This is a genomic window from Pseudoalteromonas nigrifaciens (assembly GCF_002221505.1).
Classification (GTDB): Bacteria; Pseudomonadota; Gammaproteobacteria; order Enterobacterales; family Alteromonadaceae; genus Pseudoalteromonas; species Pseudoalteromonas nigrifaciens.
The window spans coordinates 2,704,318-2,719,391 of sequence record NZ_CP011036.1; the positions used below are offsets into that span (position 1 = coordinate 2,704,318).

At 38.2% G+C, this 15,074-nt stretch carries 16 protein-coding genes and 1 riboswitch; of the genes, 6 read left to right on the top strand and 10 right to left on the bottom strand.

Features of this window, described 5'->3' with window-relative positions; translation table 11 throughout:
* Nucleotides 1-36 precede the first annotated feature (36 nt).
* Both PNIG_RS12815 and PNIG_RS12820 read right to left on the bottom strand, forming a co-directional pair.
* On the bottom strand, nucleotides 37-369 hold the full coding sequence (locus tag PNIG_RS12815) for a hypothetical protein (RefSeq protein WP_011328927.1): 333 nt from the start codon (nucleotides 367-369) through the stop codon (nucleotides 37-39).
* A gap of 21 nt (nucleotides 370-390) precedes the next feature.
* Nucleotides 391-1,098: a DUF2982 domain-containing protein gene (locus PNIG_RS12820; RefSeq protein ID WP_089368650.1), complete on the bottom strand. Its 708-nt coding sequence runs from the start codon at nucleotides 1,096-1,098 to the stop codon at nucleotides 391-393.
* A 244-nt stretch (nucleotides 1,099-1,342) separates the two neighbouring features.
* Here PNIG_RS12820 and PNIG_RS12825 point away from each other — a divergent pair, with 244 nt between their 5' ends.
* The 3 genes from PNIG_RS12825 to msrA all read left to right on the top strand — a co-directional run bounded on the left by PNIG_RS12825 (nucleotide 1,343) and on the right by msrA (nucleotide 6,121).
* A complete protein-coding gene (locus PNIG_RS12825; protein WP_089368651.1) occupies nucleotides 1,343-2,395 on the top strand; it encodes an efflux RND transporter periplasmic adaptor subunit in 1,053 nt (350 codons plus the stop codon).
* A gap of 3 nt (nucleotides 2,396-2,398) precedes the next feature.
* A complete protein-coding gene (locus PNIG_RS12830) occupies nucleotides 2,399-5,497 on the top strand; it encodes an efflux RND transporter permease subunit (protein WP_089368652.1) in 3,099 nt (1,032 codons plus the stop codon).
* 87 nt (nucleotides 5,498-5,584) lie between these two features.
* The gene (gene msrA, locus PNIG_RS12835; protein WP_089368653.1) at nucleotides 5,585-6,121 is read left to right on the top strand and encodes a peptide-methionine (S)-S-oxide reductase MsrA; all 537 of its coding nucleotides are present in this window, start codon (nucleotides 5,585-5,587) and stop codon (nucleotides 6,119-6,121) included.
* Nucleotides 6,122-6,191: 70 nt separating this feature from the next.
* On the opposite strand, the gene PNIG_RS12840 is transcribed toward msrA, so the two are convergent.
* A complete protein-coding gene (locus tag PNIG_RS12840) occupies nucleotides 6,192-8,030 on the bottom strand; it encodes a TonB-dependent receptor domain-containing protein (RefSeq protein ID WP_089368654.1) in 1,839 nt (612 codons plus the stop codon).
* Nucleotides 8,031-8,067: 37 nt separating this feature from the next.
* Nucleotides 8,068-8,232: riboswitch (cobalamin riboswitch) on the bottom strand.
* Nucleotides 8,233-8,481: 249 nt separating this feature from the next.
* Nucleotides 8,482-8,964 carry a YajQ family cyclic di-GMP-binding protein gene (locus PNIG_RS12845; protein ID WP_011328934.1) on the bottom strand — a complete coding sequence of 161 codons (483 nt, stop codon included), beginning with the start codon at nucleotides 8,962-8,964 and terminating at the stop codon, nucleotides 8,482-8,484.
* A 163-nt stretch (nucleotides 8,965-9,127) separates the two neighbouring features.
* Here PNIG_RS12845 and PNIG_RS12850 point away from each other — a divergent pair, with 163 nt between their 5' ends.
* Nucleotides 9,128-9,478, top strand: a complete 351-nt coding sequence (locus tag PNIG_RS12850) for a VanZ family protein (RefSeq protein ID WP_011328935.1) — start codon at nucleotides 9,128-9,130, stop codon at nucleotides 9,476-9,478.
* Nucleotides 9,471-10,373: a ketopantoate reductase family protein gene (locus tag PNIG_RS12855; protein ID WP_089368655.1), complete on the top strand. Its 903-nt coding sequence runs from the start codon at nucleotides 9,471-9,473 to the stop codon at nucleotides 10,371-10,373. Before PNIG_RS12850 ends, PNIG_RS12855 begins: the two co-directional genes overlap by 8 nt.
* Nucleotides 10,374-10,398: 25 nt before the next feature.
* Here the strand turns inward: PNIG_RS12855 and thiI are convergent, their stop codons facing one another.
* Complete coding sequence (gene thiI / locus PNIG_RS12860) at nucleotides 10,399-11,856, bottom strand: tRNA uracil 4-sulfurtransferase ThiI (protein WP_089368656.1); 1,458 nt, start codon at nucleotides 11,854-11,856, stop codon at nucleotides 10,399-10,401.
* Between the two features lie 72 nt (nucleotides 11,857-11,928).
* Entirely contained in the window at nucleotides 11,929-12,597 is a 669-nt protein-coding gene (locus PNIG_RS12865) for a TetR/AcrR family transcriptional regulator (protein WP_011328938.1), read from the bottom strand.
* A gap of 186 nt (nucleotides 12,598-12,783) precedes the next feature.
* Between PNIG_RS12865 and coaD the strand changes: the two genes are divergently transcribed.
* Nucleotides 12,784-13,278, top strand: coding sequence for a pantetheine-phosphate adenylyltransferase (gene coaD / locus PNIG_RS12870; RefSeq protein WP_011328939.1), 495 nt, complete (start codon nucleotides 12,784-12,786; stop codon nucleotides 13,276-13,278).
* A 13-nt stretch (nucleotides 13,279-13,291) separates the two neighbouring features.
* Here the strand turns inward: coaD and PNIG_RS12875 are convergent, their stop codons facing one another.
* The 4 genes from PNIG_RS12875 to PNIG_RS12890 all read right to left on the bottom strand — a co-directional run bounded on the left by PNIG_RS12875 (nucleotide 13,292) and on the right by PNIG_RS12890 (nucleotide 15,063).
* The gene (locus tag PNIG_RS12875) at nucleotides 13,292-13,804 is read right to left on the bottom strand and encodes a hypothetical protein (RefSeq protein WP_231613567.1); all 513 of its coding nucleotides are present in this window, start codon (nucleotides 13,802-13,804) and stop codon (nucleotides 13,292-13,294) included.
* On the bottom strand, nucleotides 13,794-14,252 hold the full coding sequence (locus PNIG_RS20045) for a hypothetical protein (protein ID WP_089368979.1): 459 nt from the start codon (nucleotides 14,250-14,252) through the stop codon (nucleotides 13,794-13,796). Before PNIG_RS20045 ends, PNIG_RS12875 begins: the two co-directional genes overlap by 11 nt.
* Nucleotides 14,253-14,316: 64 nt before the next feature.
* Nucleotides 14,317-14,850, bottom strand: a complete 534-nt coding sequence (locus PNIG_RS12885; protein WP_089368658.1) for a hypothetical protein — start codon at nucleotides 14,848-14,850, stop codon at nucleotides 14,317-14,319.
* A gap of 21 nt (nucleotides 14,851-14,871) precedes the next feature.
* Entirely contained in the window at nucleotides 14,872-15,063 is a 192-nt protein-coding gene (locus tag PNIG_RS12890) for a hypothetical protein (RefSeq protein ID WP_058374597.1), read from the bottom strand.
* Nucleotides 15,064-15,074 lie beyond the last annotated feature (11 nt).

Below are 15,074 nucleotides of genomic sequence, written 5' to 3' on the forward strand. Positions count from 1 at the left end.
AATAATTATTTAAAGCAATAAAAGTGCCACTAAGTACTATAAATAACTATCTTGATGAATACGTACAAATAACTTAGTACCTATTTTACTGTAATCAACCTTGTATTCCCGCCCATCAAGGGCTTGAATAAATAACAATCGTTTTTCTTCGCCAAACACATCGGCGCTACCAACATAAACAACTTCTAAGTAACGCTCTTTTGCGTCACGGCGGTTTTTTGGCAGCTCTTCTTTAAATGGTTCTAAGCCATTTTGGGTCACTTTAATTCGAGGGTGGATCTCAGAATTAACAATGACTAAATCAAGTTTTTTGTCTTTATGTATTATGGTATTACGACCACTTTTTAAAAAAGCTCTTTCTTGGCTCATTATTATTCCTACTGCCGCGTTTTAATTACTTACTTGCGACGCTATAAATTTAAGGGGTTCGCGCTGCCATGCATTTAAGTTAGCACTAAATTCCCAAATATTTCTATCTAATACACTCGCTGGTAATAATAGCTCATAGCCTGTTAGTAACTGCAAATGCTTAGCCCTGTTGGCAAACATTGCTATTAACCCATTATAGCTAATTCCATTTTTAGATCTATATTGTGTATCCTCTACCAGCCATTCTGATGGGCAACCGCCATTTTTGCAATTCTTTTGAATTAGTTGCATAAATAAATGACGCTGCTCTATCAATAATTTCCCTGCGATTCTTGGGGCCAAACCCGTTAAAAACTCATCCATATCGTTTACCTTAATTCCCACCACGTTAAGCTCTAAGTGCTCAAGCCCTACTGCTATTTTGGGTATTCCGCTTGATTTAAAATTACTATGAGCTAAATGCCAAACACCATATTTGTGCTGATAAGTTAACTGCTCAGTGGTTAACACTAAGCTATAAAATGGCTCTTGGGTTTTAAAAAAACCAATTGTTATTGCTGCAATACACAAACTAACTAAAAAAATTTCTAGAATGCTAATTTCACCAGGGCGTAATAAATTAAACAGCATAATGAATAACAAACCAATCGCACCAACAATTAATACTTCTATGCCATGCTTAGCTCCCTGCGCACGATACTTAATTTGCATAGCGTTAAACTCATCCATATTGATAATAAACACTGTAAAAAATGAACATAATAATGCCCCACAATGCTATTTTTCTGAGCATTAAACATTTTTTGCACGACGTATTTAACTTCATAAAATACCTTTTAAAGCTCAAGCATGAGTTTATTTAATTAATTATTATAACTTTTACGCTTAATTCACAAATTAATGGGACATAATACCGCCTTTTCTCGGTGTTATTTCGTACAATAGTTATAATTTATTTTTTGGTATTAAAGCAATGTACTCAAGACAATCAGGTAGAGCTCTTTTTCCATTTATTATTACGCTACTCGTAATATTTAGCGTTTATTTATATTTACCCGCTAGCCAAGGTGAACAAGCAGATTTTTCACAAATGGCCACGCAAGTGTCTGCTCACACTGTTACCTCGCAAGAAAATGCAGTAATGATTGAAGCTATTGGTAGCGCTCGCGCTAACCAAGCTGTATATATTACCAGCGCACAAAGTGATTACGTGACTAATATTTTCTTTGAAGATGGCGACCTAGTTAGCAAAGGCCAAAAGCTAGTACAACTGCAAAGCCAACAAGAACAAATTGCTGTAAAAGAGCTAAATATTAATTTACGCGAAGAAAAACGCCAACTCGATAGACTTACCGAACTTTCACGTTCTCAGTCAACAGCAAAATCGTTACTTGAAGAGCAATTATCACGAGTTGATGCCACCCAAGCACAATTAGAAAGTGCTAAAACCAAGCTAGCTGAAATGACCATTACCGCGCCATTTTCTGGCATGTTGGGCAAGCGTGAAATATCGATTGGTGCCTATGTAAATAACAGTTCAATTATTACCACGCTCGATGACATAAGTATCATTAAGGTAGACTTTAAAGTACCTGAAAAATATTTAGCGCAATTAGCTACCGGCATGAAAGTGCTCACTCAAAATGATGCTTATCCAGATCAAACCTTTATCGGTAAAGTAACGCATATTAGTTCGCGTATTGACTCGGTAACGCGTAGCGTAGAAGTAACCGCCAGCTTTGCAAATAATTCAGGTTTGCTTCGCCCTGGTATGCTACTTAAAACAGCGTTAGAGCTAAGTAGTAACCAAGCATTAATGGTTCCAGAAAAAGCAATTATTCCGCTACAAGACAAACATTACGTATTTCAAATTTTGGACGGTGTTGCTAATCGTGTTGAAGTGCATATTGCGGGCAGAAATAACGGCTGGGTTGCTGTTGATGAAGGCTTAACCGATGGTGAGCAAATTATAACTGAGGGGCTAATAAAAATTCGCTCTGGCAGTAAAGTTAGCGTGAAGGGATAACCCGTGAAAATTACCGATATTAGCGTTAAACGCCCTGTTTTTGCGATTGTAATAAACCTACTTTTACTCACCTTTGGGCTCGTTGCTTTTAGCATGCTGCCACTGCGTGAGTACCCTGACATTGAAACACCTATTGTTAATATTAGTACCGAATATACAGGTGCTTCTGCAGAGATTATAGAAACCAAAATAACCCAAGTCATCGAAAACCGTATCTCGGGTATTGAAGGCATTAAAAGTATTAACTCATCGAGCCGTAATGGCCGCTCCAATATTACGATTGAGTTTGATATTAAGCGCGATATAGATGCTGCATCTAACGATGTGCGTGAACGTGTTGCCCGCGCCGCAGATAGCCTACCTGAACAAGTTCGCCCGCCTGAGGTGTCTAAGTCTAACAGCGATGAAAGCCCTATTGTATGGTTTGTGCTAAACAGCGAAACCATGAACTCAATGCAATTATCTGATTACGCACAGCGTTTTATTGTTGATCGCCTAGCCGTAGTTGATGGTGTGTCTAACGTACGCATTGGTGGTGAACGAAAATACGCCATGAAAATTTGGCTAAACCGCCAAGCGATGGCTGCTCGCGGTATTACTGCGAGCGATATAGAACAAACACTACGCACCGAAAACGTAGAGTTACCCGCTGGCGAAATTGAATCGGTTGACCGTGACTTTACCGTACGTACTGCCCGCAGTTATAAAGATCAGCGCGACTTTCAAAACCTAGTAATAAAACGCGGTGATGATGGTTACCTAGTACGCTTAAGTGAAGTGGCTGATGTACACCTAGAAGCCGCCGATGACGAGAGTTTATTTCGGGGTAATGGCCGCAATATGATTGGTTTAGGCATTGTAAAGCAAGCTAAAGCCAACACCTTAACTGTGGTTGATAACGCCCGCGCCGAACTTGAAAAAATAAAACGTAACCTACCCGAAGGAACCACTATAGAGGATAGTTACGACTCATCTATTTTTATAAAAGAATCGATTAATGAGGTATACAGCACCCTTGCTATTTCTATGGGCTTAGTTGTATTAATTATTTTTATATTTTTAGGTAATATTCGTGCCACCTTAATCCCTGCAGTTACTGTGCCGGTGGCGTTAGTGGGTAGTTTTATGTTTTTACTCGCTATGGGTTATTCCATTAACTTACTTACTTTACTTGCACTGGTACTAGCAATCGGCTTAGTGGTTGATGATGCCATTGTTATGTTAGAAAACATTCATCGCCGCATAGAGCTTGGCGAGCCTCCTTTATTGGCCGCTTATAGAGGCGCGCGCGAAGTGGGCTTTGCAATTATTGCCACCACTTTAGTGCTTATTTCGGTATTTGTACCCTTAGTATTTATGGATGGCCGTATTGGTGCTTTATTTACTGAATTTGCTATGGCGGTAAGTGCCGCAGTGTTTTTCTCAAGTATTACAGCACTTACTCTTTCACCTGCGTTATGTTCTAAAGTATTAAAAGCCTCTGAAAAAGAAAGTAAATTTAGTCAGTCGATGAACCGCTTTTTTGCTAAGGTAGAGCTTAGTTATCGTAACTCACTTGCCTCTAACATGACCCGAAAATGGGGCTTAATGATCAGCTTATTATTAGCTGGCTTTGTAAGTTATTCATTATTTACTCAAATACCCTCTGAGCTAACACCTAAAGAAGACCGTGGTACCTTTTTTGTTATGATGAGTGGCCCTGAAGGCGCCAGTTATGAGAACAATGCCGCTAACATGAGTAAAATTGAAGATCGCTTAATGCCTTACTCTGAATCTGGCGAGCTAAGCCGCGTACTCGTGCGCGTACCAGGCTGGGGCGGCAGTGGCGGTGTAGCAATTGTAGGTATGGCCGATTGGGACAAACGCCAACGTTCTACCTGGGAAATAATGGACGAAATAAGCACTAAACTGCAGGAAGTTACCGACGTGCGAGCCTTTGCTATTATGCGCCGAGGCATTGGCGGCGGTGGTTCATCACGCCCAATCGAGTTTGTACTACAAGGTAACGATTACGCACAACTAGCCGATTGGCGCGACCGTATTATAGAGCGCGCTGAGAAAAATCCAGGACTGGTTAGAATCGATCATGATTACAAAGAAACATTCCCACAGTTTTTAGTCAGCATAGATAAAAACAAAGCGGCCGATTTAGGTATTTCTGTATCTGATGTAGGGCGTACACTCGAAACTATGCTAGGTCAGCGTCGTGTTACTACTTTTATAGATCGCGGCGAAGAGTACGACGTTATTTTAAAAGGCACTAAAGAAGACTTTGCCAACCCTACTGATATATCAAACATTTATCTTAAATCACGCAGTGGCGAGCTAGTCCCGCTTGATAGTTTAATTAGCTTAAAAGAAGAAGCTACCGCATCGCGCTTAAACCGCTACAACCGTATGCGTGCAATTACCTTAAGCGCCAACTTAGCCGATGGTTATACACTTGAGCAAGCACTTAACTTTTTAAACAAAGTGGCCATGGAAGAAAACGACATAGATGGTGCGATTGACTACAAAGGCGAATCGCAGTTGTTTTATGAAGGTGCTTCGGCCATGACCTACGTGTTTATTTTAGCACTTACGGTTACCTTTTTAGTACTAGCGGCACAGTTTGAAAGCTTTATGCACCCTTTTGTAATAATGCTTACCGTACCCCTTGGCTTAATGGGTGCTATGTTTGGCTTGTGGGCCACAGGACTTACGCTCAATATTTACAGCCAAATAGGTATTGTGATGCTCATAGGGTTAAGTGCTAAAAACGGCATATTAATTGTTGAGTTTACTAACCAACTACGCGACAAAGGCGTAGAGTTTAGCGAAGCTATTTTACAAGCCGCTACGCAGCGCCTACGCCCTATTATTATGACCTCATTAACCACTGTAATGAGTGCGGTACCTCTGGTTTTAGCCTCGGGCCCGGGTGCAGAAAGCCGTATGGTAATTGGTGTTGTAGTGTTTACCGGTGTTGTTGTATCAACCCTACTGACTCTGTTTGTAGTACCTGCTGCTTACTATGCACTTGCGCGCAATACACAGTCACCTGAGTTTTTGCAGCAAAAACTTGATAAACAAGCCGCTAAAAAGCCATTCGAAGAGATCTAACCTCCTAATAGCGTCGTAACCTTGTTGTTACGACGCTTTAGACTTATGCTCTGCATAATCTAAACTTACAGCTATTTTGGAGTATTTATGAGTTCAACAACGCAAGTCGCTACCTTTGGTGGCGGCTGTTTTTGGTGTATAGACGCCGCATTTAGACGAGTGAACGGCGTATTAAATGTAAGCTCGGGTTACACTGGTGGCAACACAGACACTCCTACCTATAAGTCAGTATGCTCAGGCACTAGCGGCCATGCAGAAGTAGTGCAAATTGAATTTGACGACACTATTATTAGTTTTGAAGTATTACTAGCAATGTTTTTCACTTTGCACGATGCCACCCAGCTCAACCGCCAAGGTAACGATATAGGCACACAATACCGCAGTGTTGTGTATTATCACAACCAAACACAGCTAACACTTACTAACGCGGTGATCGCTCAATTACAAAACCAGGTAAGCGAGCCAATAGTGACTGAGGTTAGCCCTGCCACCACGTATTATCCAGCAGAGCATTACCATCAAGATTATTACAACGAAAATCCAAACCAAGGCTATTGCAGTATTTTAATTGCCCCTAAATTGCATAAATTCGAAACCGAATTTAAAGAGTTTTTAGCTGATTAAACCCATTTTGTAACGCACAAAAAAGCTCGCTAATTTAGCGAGCTTTTAAGTTTAAGCTACGTAGCACATATTAAAACTGGTATGCAGCACCAATAAATAAGCGTCGGTCAGCGGTGTTATAGTAATAAAATTCATCATTTATATAATCGCCATCTAAATCAATACCATAGGCATCAACTTCATCGTACTGCTTATCAAACAGGTTTTCGACCCGTAAAGAAAAGCTTAACTGCTCAGTTGCTTGATAGTTACCGACTAGGTTCCATAATGTATATGAAGATAAATCTGTTAATTTACCTTTCCTATCGCCACGATACTGCAAATCGATACCCGCATCAAAATCTCCCCACCCTTTATTTAAAGACCAGTTAAAGGTATTTTTTGATACATAAGCTAACTCTTGGCCCGTTTCTAAATCTTCTGCAGATAAGTAAGTGAAGTTAAATGCATGCTCAAAACCCATTAGTTGTTGCGAAAAGCTAAACTCAATGCCTTCATGGCGCGCTTCGTTTATATTTGTTGGCTGCCAAGGGCCTGCAGGTGTTGGTGCCCACGCTATTTTATTGTCAAAATCATTACGGAAAATAGACACTTCTAAAGCAATATCTTGATAACTTAACAACAAACCTAATTCTTTATTCTCAGACGTTTCTGGTTTTAGGTCTGGGTTACCTGAACCTGGAAAATAAATATCATTAAAGGTAGGCGATTTAAAGCCCGTGCTTTGACTTGCTCTAAACGTAGCAAACTTATTTAAATGATAACCTACCGCTGCTGTATACGTGGTTTTATCACCAAATTGTTGGTCATGATCTTGGCGAACTGCGATATTAGCTAAAACCGTATTATCATCGTAATACGCACCTAAAAAGCCAGCAAAAACCTCACGGCTATCTTTATCATAATTACCTGCGTTGGTTTCGATTTTATCTTTGTACCAGTTCAAGCCACCATTAATATTAAGCTCATCTGAGACAATATACTGCCCAGTATAATCAATTTGATTTCGCTTAGTTTCGTACATACTAACCACACCTTCACTGGTGTTATCTTGGCTATCGCTAGAAAATGCGAATGCTATATGGTGTATTTGATTTTCGTAGCTTTTATTCCACCCTAATGATACTTGGTAGTTTTCAAAATCATTACTTTCATCACTGCTGTCTGCTGCACTGTACTGATTATCATAACGAGCATAACCTTCATTATACTGAGTTTGTACGGTTAGCTTGCCTAAATAGTCATCGTTATAAGCGATATTGAAGCCAATATTTTTGTTCTCATAAGCGTCTTCATCTGGTGCATGGTTTTGCAGTACATCAAAACCATCGGTTTTTTCAATTCCAGCGTTAAATGATGCACTTAAATCATTTATATTTGTTCCACCCGCCATTTGGTAGCTTTGATAAGCATTGCTGCCAAAAGTAGCATCTAAGCGAATATTATCAGCTTTACGAGTAATAATATTAATCACCCCAGCTAAGGCATCTGAGCCATAAACAGCAGCGCGAGAACCTTTAACAACTTCAATACGCTCAATAGTATTAAGGGCAATATTACTAATACCTTTATAGCCAAGAGTAGCCGAGCCGACTCTAACACCATCAATTAAAATAAGGGTATGGCGTGAACCTGAACCGCGTAGCGAAACACCTGAATTTTGGCCAAAGCCACCATTTGAGTTAATTTGAAAACCAGCTTGAGAAGCCAACAAACTAGGTAAGTCTCGCACATTACTTTTTTCAATATCAGCACGGTCAATTACGCTAACACTGGCCAGCACATTACTAATAGGTTGTTCGAATTTATTAGCTGTAACGGTAATTTTTTCGATTGGTTGCACTGTAGCAGATACTGAAAATGAAAGTGCAGCCGAAATTGCCACACCTAGAGCGGTTTTATTTAACATGATGTCCCCTACCTTTGCCCACCGCAAAGATGTTAATAAGTAAGATTACTTCAAGGCCGGTCTCCGGACTCAGTCAACACTATAATAGCTGCTAATACTTTACCGTTGCGGGGGCAGTGTTGGGGTTGTTATCGTCTTGAAAACGCACCAACTTCCCGATTATCTTGCTGTTAATTTCAATACTTTGAAACGTATACAAAGGTATTAAGCAAGCACCTTGAAAATAGGTCGCTATTGTGAGTATTTTGTTTATAAATGTCAATAGACGTCTATATAGCCAAAGTTTAATTTTTAACGATATAAACCCTCAACAATCACTGTAAAAGAGTTAGATTACATACCAAGCTACTAATAGCAAAAAAGCCAAACTTCATTGCTGTAGCTTGGCTTTTTTAACGCAAATTTTTAAAAATTAGTCTCCTAATCTCTATAATATCTGTAATCTGTTTTATTAATCGCGGAAGTTTTTAAACTGAAATGGCTGGCCTAAATCGGCGCTGCGTACTACTTGCATAGCTTCTTGAAGATCATCTCGCTTTTTACCCGTTACGCGTACTTCTTCGCCTTGAATGGCGGCTTGTACTTTAACTTTTGAATCTTTAATGGCTTTAACTATTTTTTTAGCCATCTCTTTTTCAATACCTTGCTTTAAACCAACGTTACGAAAAACATTTTTACCCGCTCGGCTAATATCTTGCAATTCAAGGCTTGATACATCCATACCACGCTTAGAAATTTTACTCGCTAAAATATCAAATAATTGTATAACCTGAGAGTCAGCTTCGGCTTTAAGCTTAATTACTTTATCATTTAGCTCAATCGATGCATCAACTCCTCTAAAGTCAAAGCGAGTTTCTAGTTCACGGTTTGCATTATCAACTGCGTTTTTAGCTTCGTTCATTTCTACTTCAGATACAATATCAAATGAAGGCATTGATTTCTCCTAACTATTTTATCTTAATTTTATACTTAATTTATTAAAGCGATTATAACGCTAAAACTATAAATCTTTACACTTTTATGCATCTTGTTCAGGTGCGATACTAAATTAGTTTGATATACTACGGTTTCTTTTTTAAGCGATTTTAGGATTTGTTGTGACAAGGCGTGTTTATCAAGCAATTTTTTTAATTAGTATTGTGGTGTTTACCTTTTTATTTGCGAAAGAAATAAAAGGGGTTGGCAACCTGTTTCCTCATGTTGATAAAGTAGCCCACTTTGGGATATTTTTCATCCTTGCCATAATAATGGATAAAGCGTTTAAACTCCCTTTATACGCACAAATACTTTTATTAGCCGGTTACGGTGCTGCAATAGAAATAATGCAAGACGCACTTCCATATAGGCAAGCATCAATCGCAGATTTTATTGCAGATTTTGCCGGCGCAGCAAGCTACTTTATAATCAAAGCAATTTTAACCCCACGTAAAAAGAACTCTCATGGCTAAAATTCTTATTATTGGCGACGGCGCAATAGGCTTATTATTAGCCCACTTTTTAAGTGCGCAGCATAGTGTAAGCGTGTTAACCCGAAAAAGTACGAGTAACACTCGCTTTTACAGTAGTGACAACAGTGCTTCACAAAAAATAAATGCCTCTTTTATTTCATTAAATGAGCTTAATAGTTTACCTAAATTTGATGTGTTTTTATTTACGGTAAAAGCCTTTCAAGTGCAAAGCGCATTTGCACAAATAAAACAGTTTTTGCCTCAGCATTGCTCTGTTGTGCTTTCGCATAACGGGATGGGTAATGTAGAGCAGTTAAAATGTGAGCTCAATGAACACCAAGCGCTTTATTTTTTAACAACGAGTATGGCTGGGTTTAAATCAAACCAATATATAGTACAGCACACTGGTAATGGGCAAAGTATAATTGGCGGATGTAACAACTTAGGTGTTAAAAATAGCAAAATTATGGCGGATCAATTAACCGCGATCCCCCTTTTAAATGCGTCTATGAATATTGAGCAGCTACGTTTTAATAAGTTATTAGTTAACATAGCAATAAATCCGCTAAGTGCGCTACATAACATTAAAAATGGTCAGTTGCGCGAGCCTCAATATTGCTCAATTATAATTAACCTACTAACCGAAGCATGTAATATTGCTAAGGCAAAAAACCTTGATGTAACGTTAATCAATGCACTGAGCAGTGCGTATGATGTGATGGCACGTACCGCAGAAAACTTCTCATCTATGCAACAAGATGTTGCTCACAATAGAGCAACCGAAATAATGGCGATTTGTGGGTACATTAGCGAGCAAGGTAAGCTTCATAATATTAAAACCCCTTTTAACGATGAACTTTTAGCTAAAATTGCAGCAAAAAAAAGCGCGGTATAAACCACGCTTTTTAAATAGTTAACTTTTACGGGCGATATACCTTTACCGTAGTAAAGCCTTGTTCGTGTAGAATAAGCGCTTGTAACTGGCTCATTACACCTCTATCGCAATACAAGTAATAGTCTTGATCTTTTGGTAAATCACCAAACTTAGTTGCTAAGCGAAAAAACGGCAAATGCACCACTTCTATAGAATCAATTTCCAGTGGTGCTGCTTCTTCTTCCTCTGGAGAGCGAATATCAACCACCACTGCACCAGCTGGTAAATCGGCAACCGACTCAGCTTCTTTTAGTTCCTGCTTAGCTTCTACATCAATATCGCGCACATCCATTACTCGTGCGTTTTCTATTACGGTATTAAGAATATCAAAGTCGAACTTCTCTTCTTCTGCTTTTATTACTTCTATTTTAGCTTTAACAGTTGGCTTTTTAGAAATAACACCACAGTATTCCGGCATCGTTTCGGCCATTTCGGCCGTACCAATTTGACGTGCAATATTAATAATTTCTTGTTTATCGTGTTGAATTAACGGGCGTAAAATAAGGGTTTCGGTTACGCGGTCAATGACACTTAAATTTGCTAATGTTTGGCTAGAAACCTGACCAATACTTTCACCGGTTACCAAGGCTTGAATATTTAATTTTTCGGCCACTTTACTGCCTGCACGCATCATCATGCGTTTAAGCACCACACCCATTTGGCTGTTTTCAATATTCTCTAATATTTCTGCTACTACTGGTTCAAAATCAACGGTAATAAATTTAACTTTATGAGTTGAGCTGTATTTATTCCATAAGTAGTAGCTCGCTTGTTTAACACCAATTTCGTGCGCCGCACCCCCTAAATTGAAAAACAAAAAGTGCGTACGAGCGCCTTTGCGGATCATTTGATAACTGGCTACACCCGAATCAAAACCGCCAGACATAAGCGATAGTACATCTTCTTGTGTTGGCAGCGGGAAGCCTGCCATGCCAAGGTGAGTATGCGATACTATGTAAGCTTTCTCGTCTTTTATTTCAAGGCGTATCGTTACTTCTGGGTGGCTTAGCTTTACGCTTGCACCGGCAACATGCTGATTTAGTCCACCGCCCACATAACGCTCTAACTCCGTTGAAGTAAAGTCATGCTTACCAATACGTTTAGCGCGTACACAAAACGTTTTACCTTCAATGGTGTGACCAACTAATTCAATGGTTTTTTTATAAATATCGTCAAGCGTTTCAAAGCTCGTTTCGGTTACTTCTATAAACTGCACAATACCCGGAATTCGCGCTAGGCTATCAATAAAAGTGGCACGTGTTTGCTCACCTTCAAGTAGGGTAACTACTGAGATATTGTCCCAGTTGTTTCTAACTTGTACTTTTTCGTCAATACGGCGCAGTACAATCTTAATGTTATTTTCTAACACTTTGGTAAAGCGTTTACGAACCGAGCGGCTTTTGATGGCAATTTCAGGATGTAGTTTGACGATAAATTTAAGCATAGTTCACTCTTAGACTGCGGGAATTCGCGCTCCCAGGCATTGGGCGCGCGATTATAGCAAAAAAATTAACGCCTAGGAACTAAGAGCAGCCGGAATACTTGGGGCTGAGTGAGCAAGTTGCGTGTATTTTTCGCGTAACTGGTTCATTTTATCGCTACTTTTATCTGTGCTGTAGGCTCTAAATAAAGTTAATACTTTTAAAATACCATGATAAATATCTTGCTCGGCAAGTGCGCCACTGAGCCTGCGGGCTTTAATATAAGGGGTCCAAAAACTAACTGTTAATTTAAGCGTATGTGCAAGTTCGAGCGCATCTTGCTCATTAATCGCAATCATTTCACTATCACGTAAACCAAGTATTATTTTACGCACCTGCTCTAACAGCTCTAGTTGAAAATTAATATAAGCCTGCTTAAGCTGCGTATCTCGCGCCAAAATATCGCCTAAATTGTCGTAAAAAAAGTGGTAGCGCCACATCAGTTCAAATAGCGAATCTAAATATACCGTTAACTGACTAAATGCATCATCATTTTTGTTTATAGGTTTAAAGTGAGTGCTCAAGTGCTCACTATACAGCGCAAAAATATGGCGAATAATGTCTTCTTTATTTTTAAAATGGTAGTAAAGATTACCCGGGCTCATGTTTAAATGCGAGGCTATATGATTAGTTGATATCGCTCGCTCACCATGCTCATTAAACAATGAAATACTGGTGTGTATTATTTTATCCTTGGTATTCATATACTAACACTCTATTTTATTCAACAAGTTACAATTCGTACAATAAGTTGTCTAGTATAAACAAAAACAGCATAATTAAACACTCTGTGTAATAGCTTAGTCGTGACAATTAAAGCCACTTACTAGGCTGATTTGTATAAAAAACACTGTTACACTAATGCTAAAAATAATACATAGCGATACTTTATGAAAATCACTGCAATTTATCCAGGTACTTTTGATCCGCTAACTAACGGACACACAGATCTAATTCAACGTGCCTCAAAGATGTTTGATACTGTTATCGTTGCTATTGCTCATAACCCCAGTAAACAGCCTTGCTTTAGCCTTGATGAGCGTGTAGCTCTAGCTAATACTCTTTTAACTCATATAGATAATGTAAAAGTGATAGGATTTTCAGGTTTACTTGCTGATTTGGCACGCGATCACAATGCTAATGTATTAATTAGAGGCATAAGAGCGGTTTCTGATTTTGATTATGAATTTCAGCTAGCGAATATGAATCGACGCCTAAACCCAGATTTAGAAAGTGTATTTTTAACCCCGTCAGAGCGAAATTCGTTTATTTCGTCAACCTTAGTAAAAGAAGTGGCACGCCATAATGGTGATGTAAGCGAATTTGTAGACCCTATTGTAATGGCTGCACTTAATAAAAAGCTAGGTTGCAGCTACAGTAAATAAGCTAACGAGCGCATTACTTAAGTGCGCTAGCTCTATGCATATAGCGCGCTTTAACTTGGTTACATACCCATACTAGGCCTAAAAAATCTTTATTTATAATTAATACTAGCACCATCAATAAGTCAACAACGTTTATCCCTATTGCGTACAAAGTCCACAACCACCAAACTTCGGTTTGTTCTAAAACATAAATATCGTAATACATAGCAAAAAACAAACAAGCATTAATACTTAGTCCTACGATTAAATACATAAATGCAATTGGTTTAGGCTTTTTAATCAATACACCCCACACAATAATTACACCAATTGTCAGCACATCGTATGTTGCCCAATCTATAAGTGTCACTGTTTCATAATCGAGGAATGCACTTAAAAAATATGAAGTCATCATAATAAAAGCGAGCTGGATAGTACCTTTGTCTTTTTTATTAATTTTTGATACTAACGTGTACAAAAACGCCATTAAAAAGCCCCATAAAATAAAAGCGCCTATTGATTGGCCTATTGCTTCACTAATGGTCAATTTGATTCTGCTGTAATACACTACGATTAAAAATAAAGCGTTTGAGCTCAATCAAACCCAAAAAGTCTTTATTTATAAAAAGCACTGCAATCATAAGTAAATCGATAACGTTAACGCCAATTGAATAAACACTCCAAAGCCACCACTCGTCAATGTTTTCAAGTATATATAAGTCATAGTACATCACTAACATTAACAAAGAATTGAACGCTAAACCGATTACAATATAATTAATAGCGGGGCAATTTTTTATTGAAGAGGTTTTAAAGTAAACAACTAATAATACTGTAATTGTTAGTAAATCATAAAGGGTAAAATTGAGGTATACATTACTTAACATATAAAGTACTTCACTCATCGAATACGAGAAAAGCATAATGCTTGCAATATATAAAAGTGATTTATTTGTGTTATTTATACTCGAAGCTAAGCAATACAAAAAAGCCATTAAAAAGCCCCATTGAATAAATGCACTTATATAATCGGCTAGAATAAAGTCTACGTACATATAGTTAAGGGGTATAGTTTATTTTAGGTTTTTTGAATAAAGACAAAATTTTGTTTTTTAGCTTGTGTAAGCCAAGGAAGTCTCGATCAACAATTAGAGCAACTATCATAAGTAGATCTATTATATTTACCGAGAAAGTATAAATATCCCAAAAAAACCAGGGCTCTCGGTTTCCATTTATATATATATCAAAATACATACATAAGCTAAATATAGAGTTTAGCACTAACCCTAGAATGATATATAAAAAAGAGGAGGTTGTTTTTTTTGTCACTAAATAAGCTAAAGCTAGTATAAAAATAGTCGCATAGTCATATAAAGCCCAATCTAAATATACTGAATTTCGAACTGACAACCAAGTGAAAAAATAATCTGAGATTGTATACGAAGCCATCATGATAAATGAACTGAGCAATAAGGTTGTATTTCTTTTTACACCTAGTGAAAAAACAAAGGTGTTAAAAAAAAACGCCATCAAAAACCCCCATGAGGCAAAAGCTGACAACGAAAACAAACCAAAAAACTCAGTTAGAAACATTTAGTACCCATTTATTATCTCTTATTTAGGGCGAACAACTATAACTCCACCACGCTGAAGTTCTGTACCGCTAGCCGCCATAGCTTCTTGAGAGAAGCTTACTGTATCAGATTGCAGGGTTTTAGGGCTAGCAGTTTGTTCCATTGCTGGCTTTAATTGTTGCGTTTTATTGTATGCTTGCATTTGTAGTTGACTGTTAGCTGAAACTTGCATGTGATTATTCC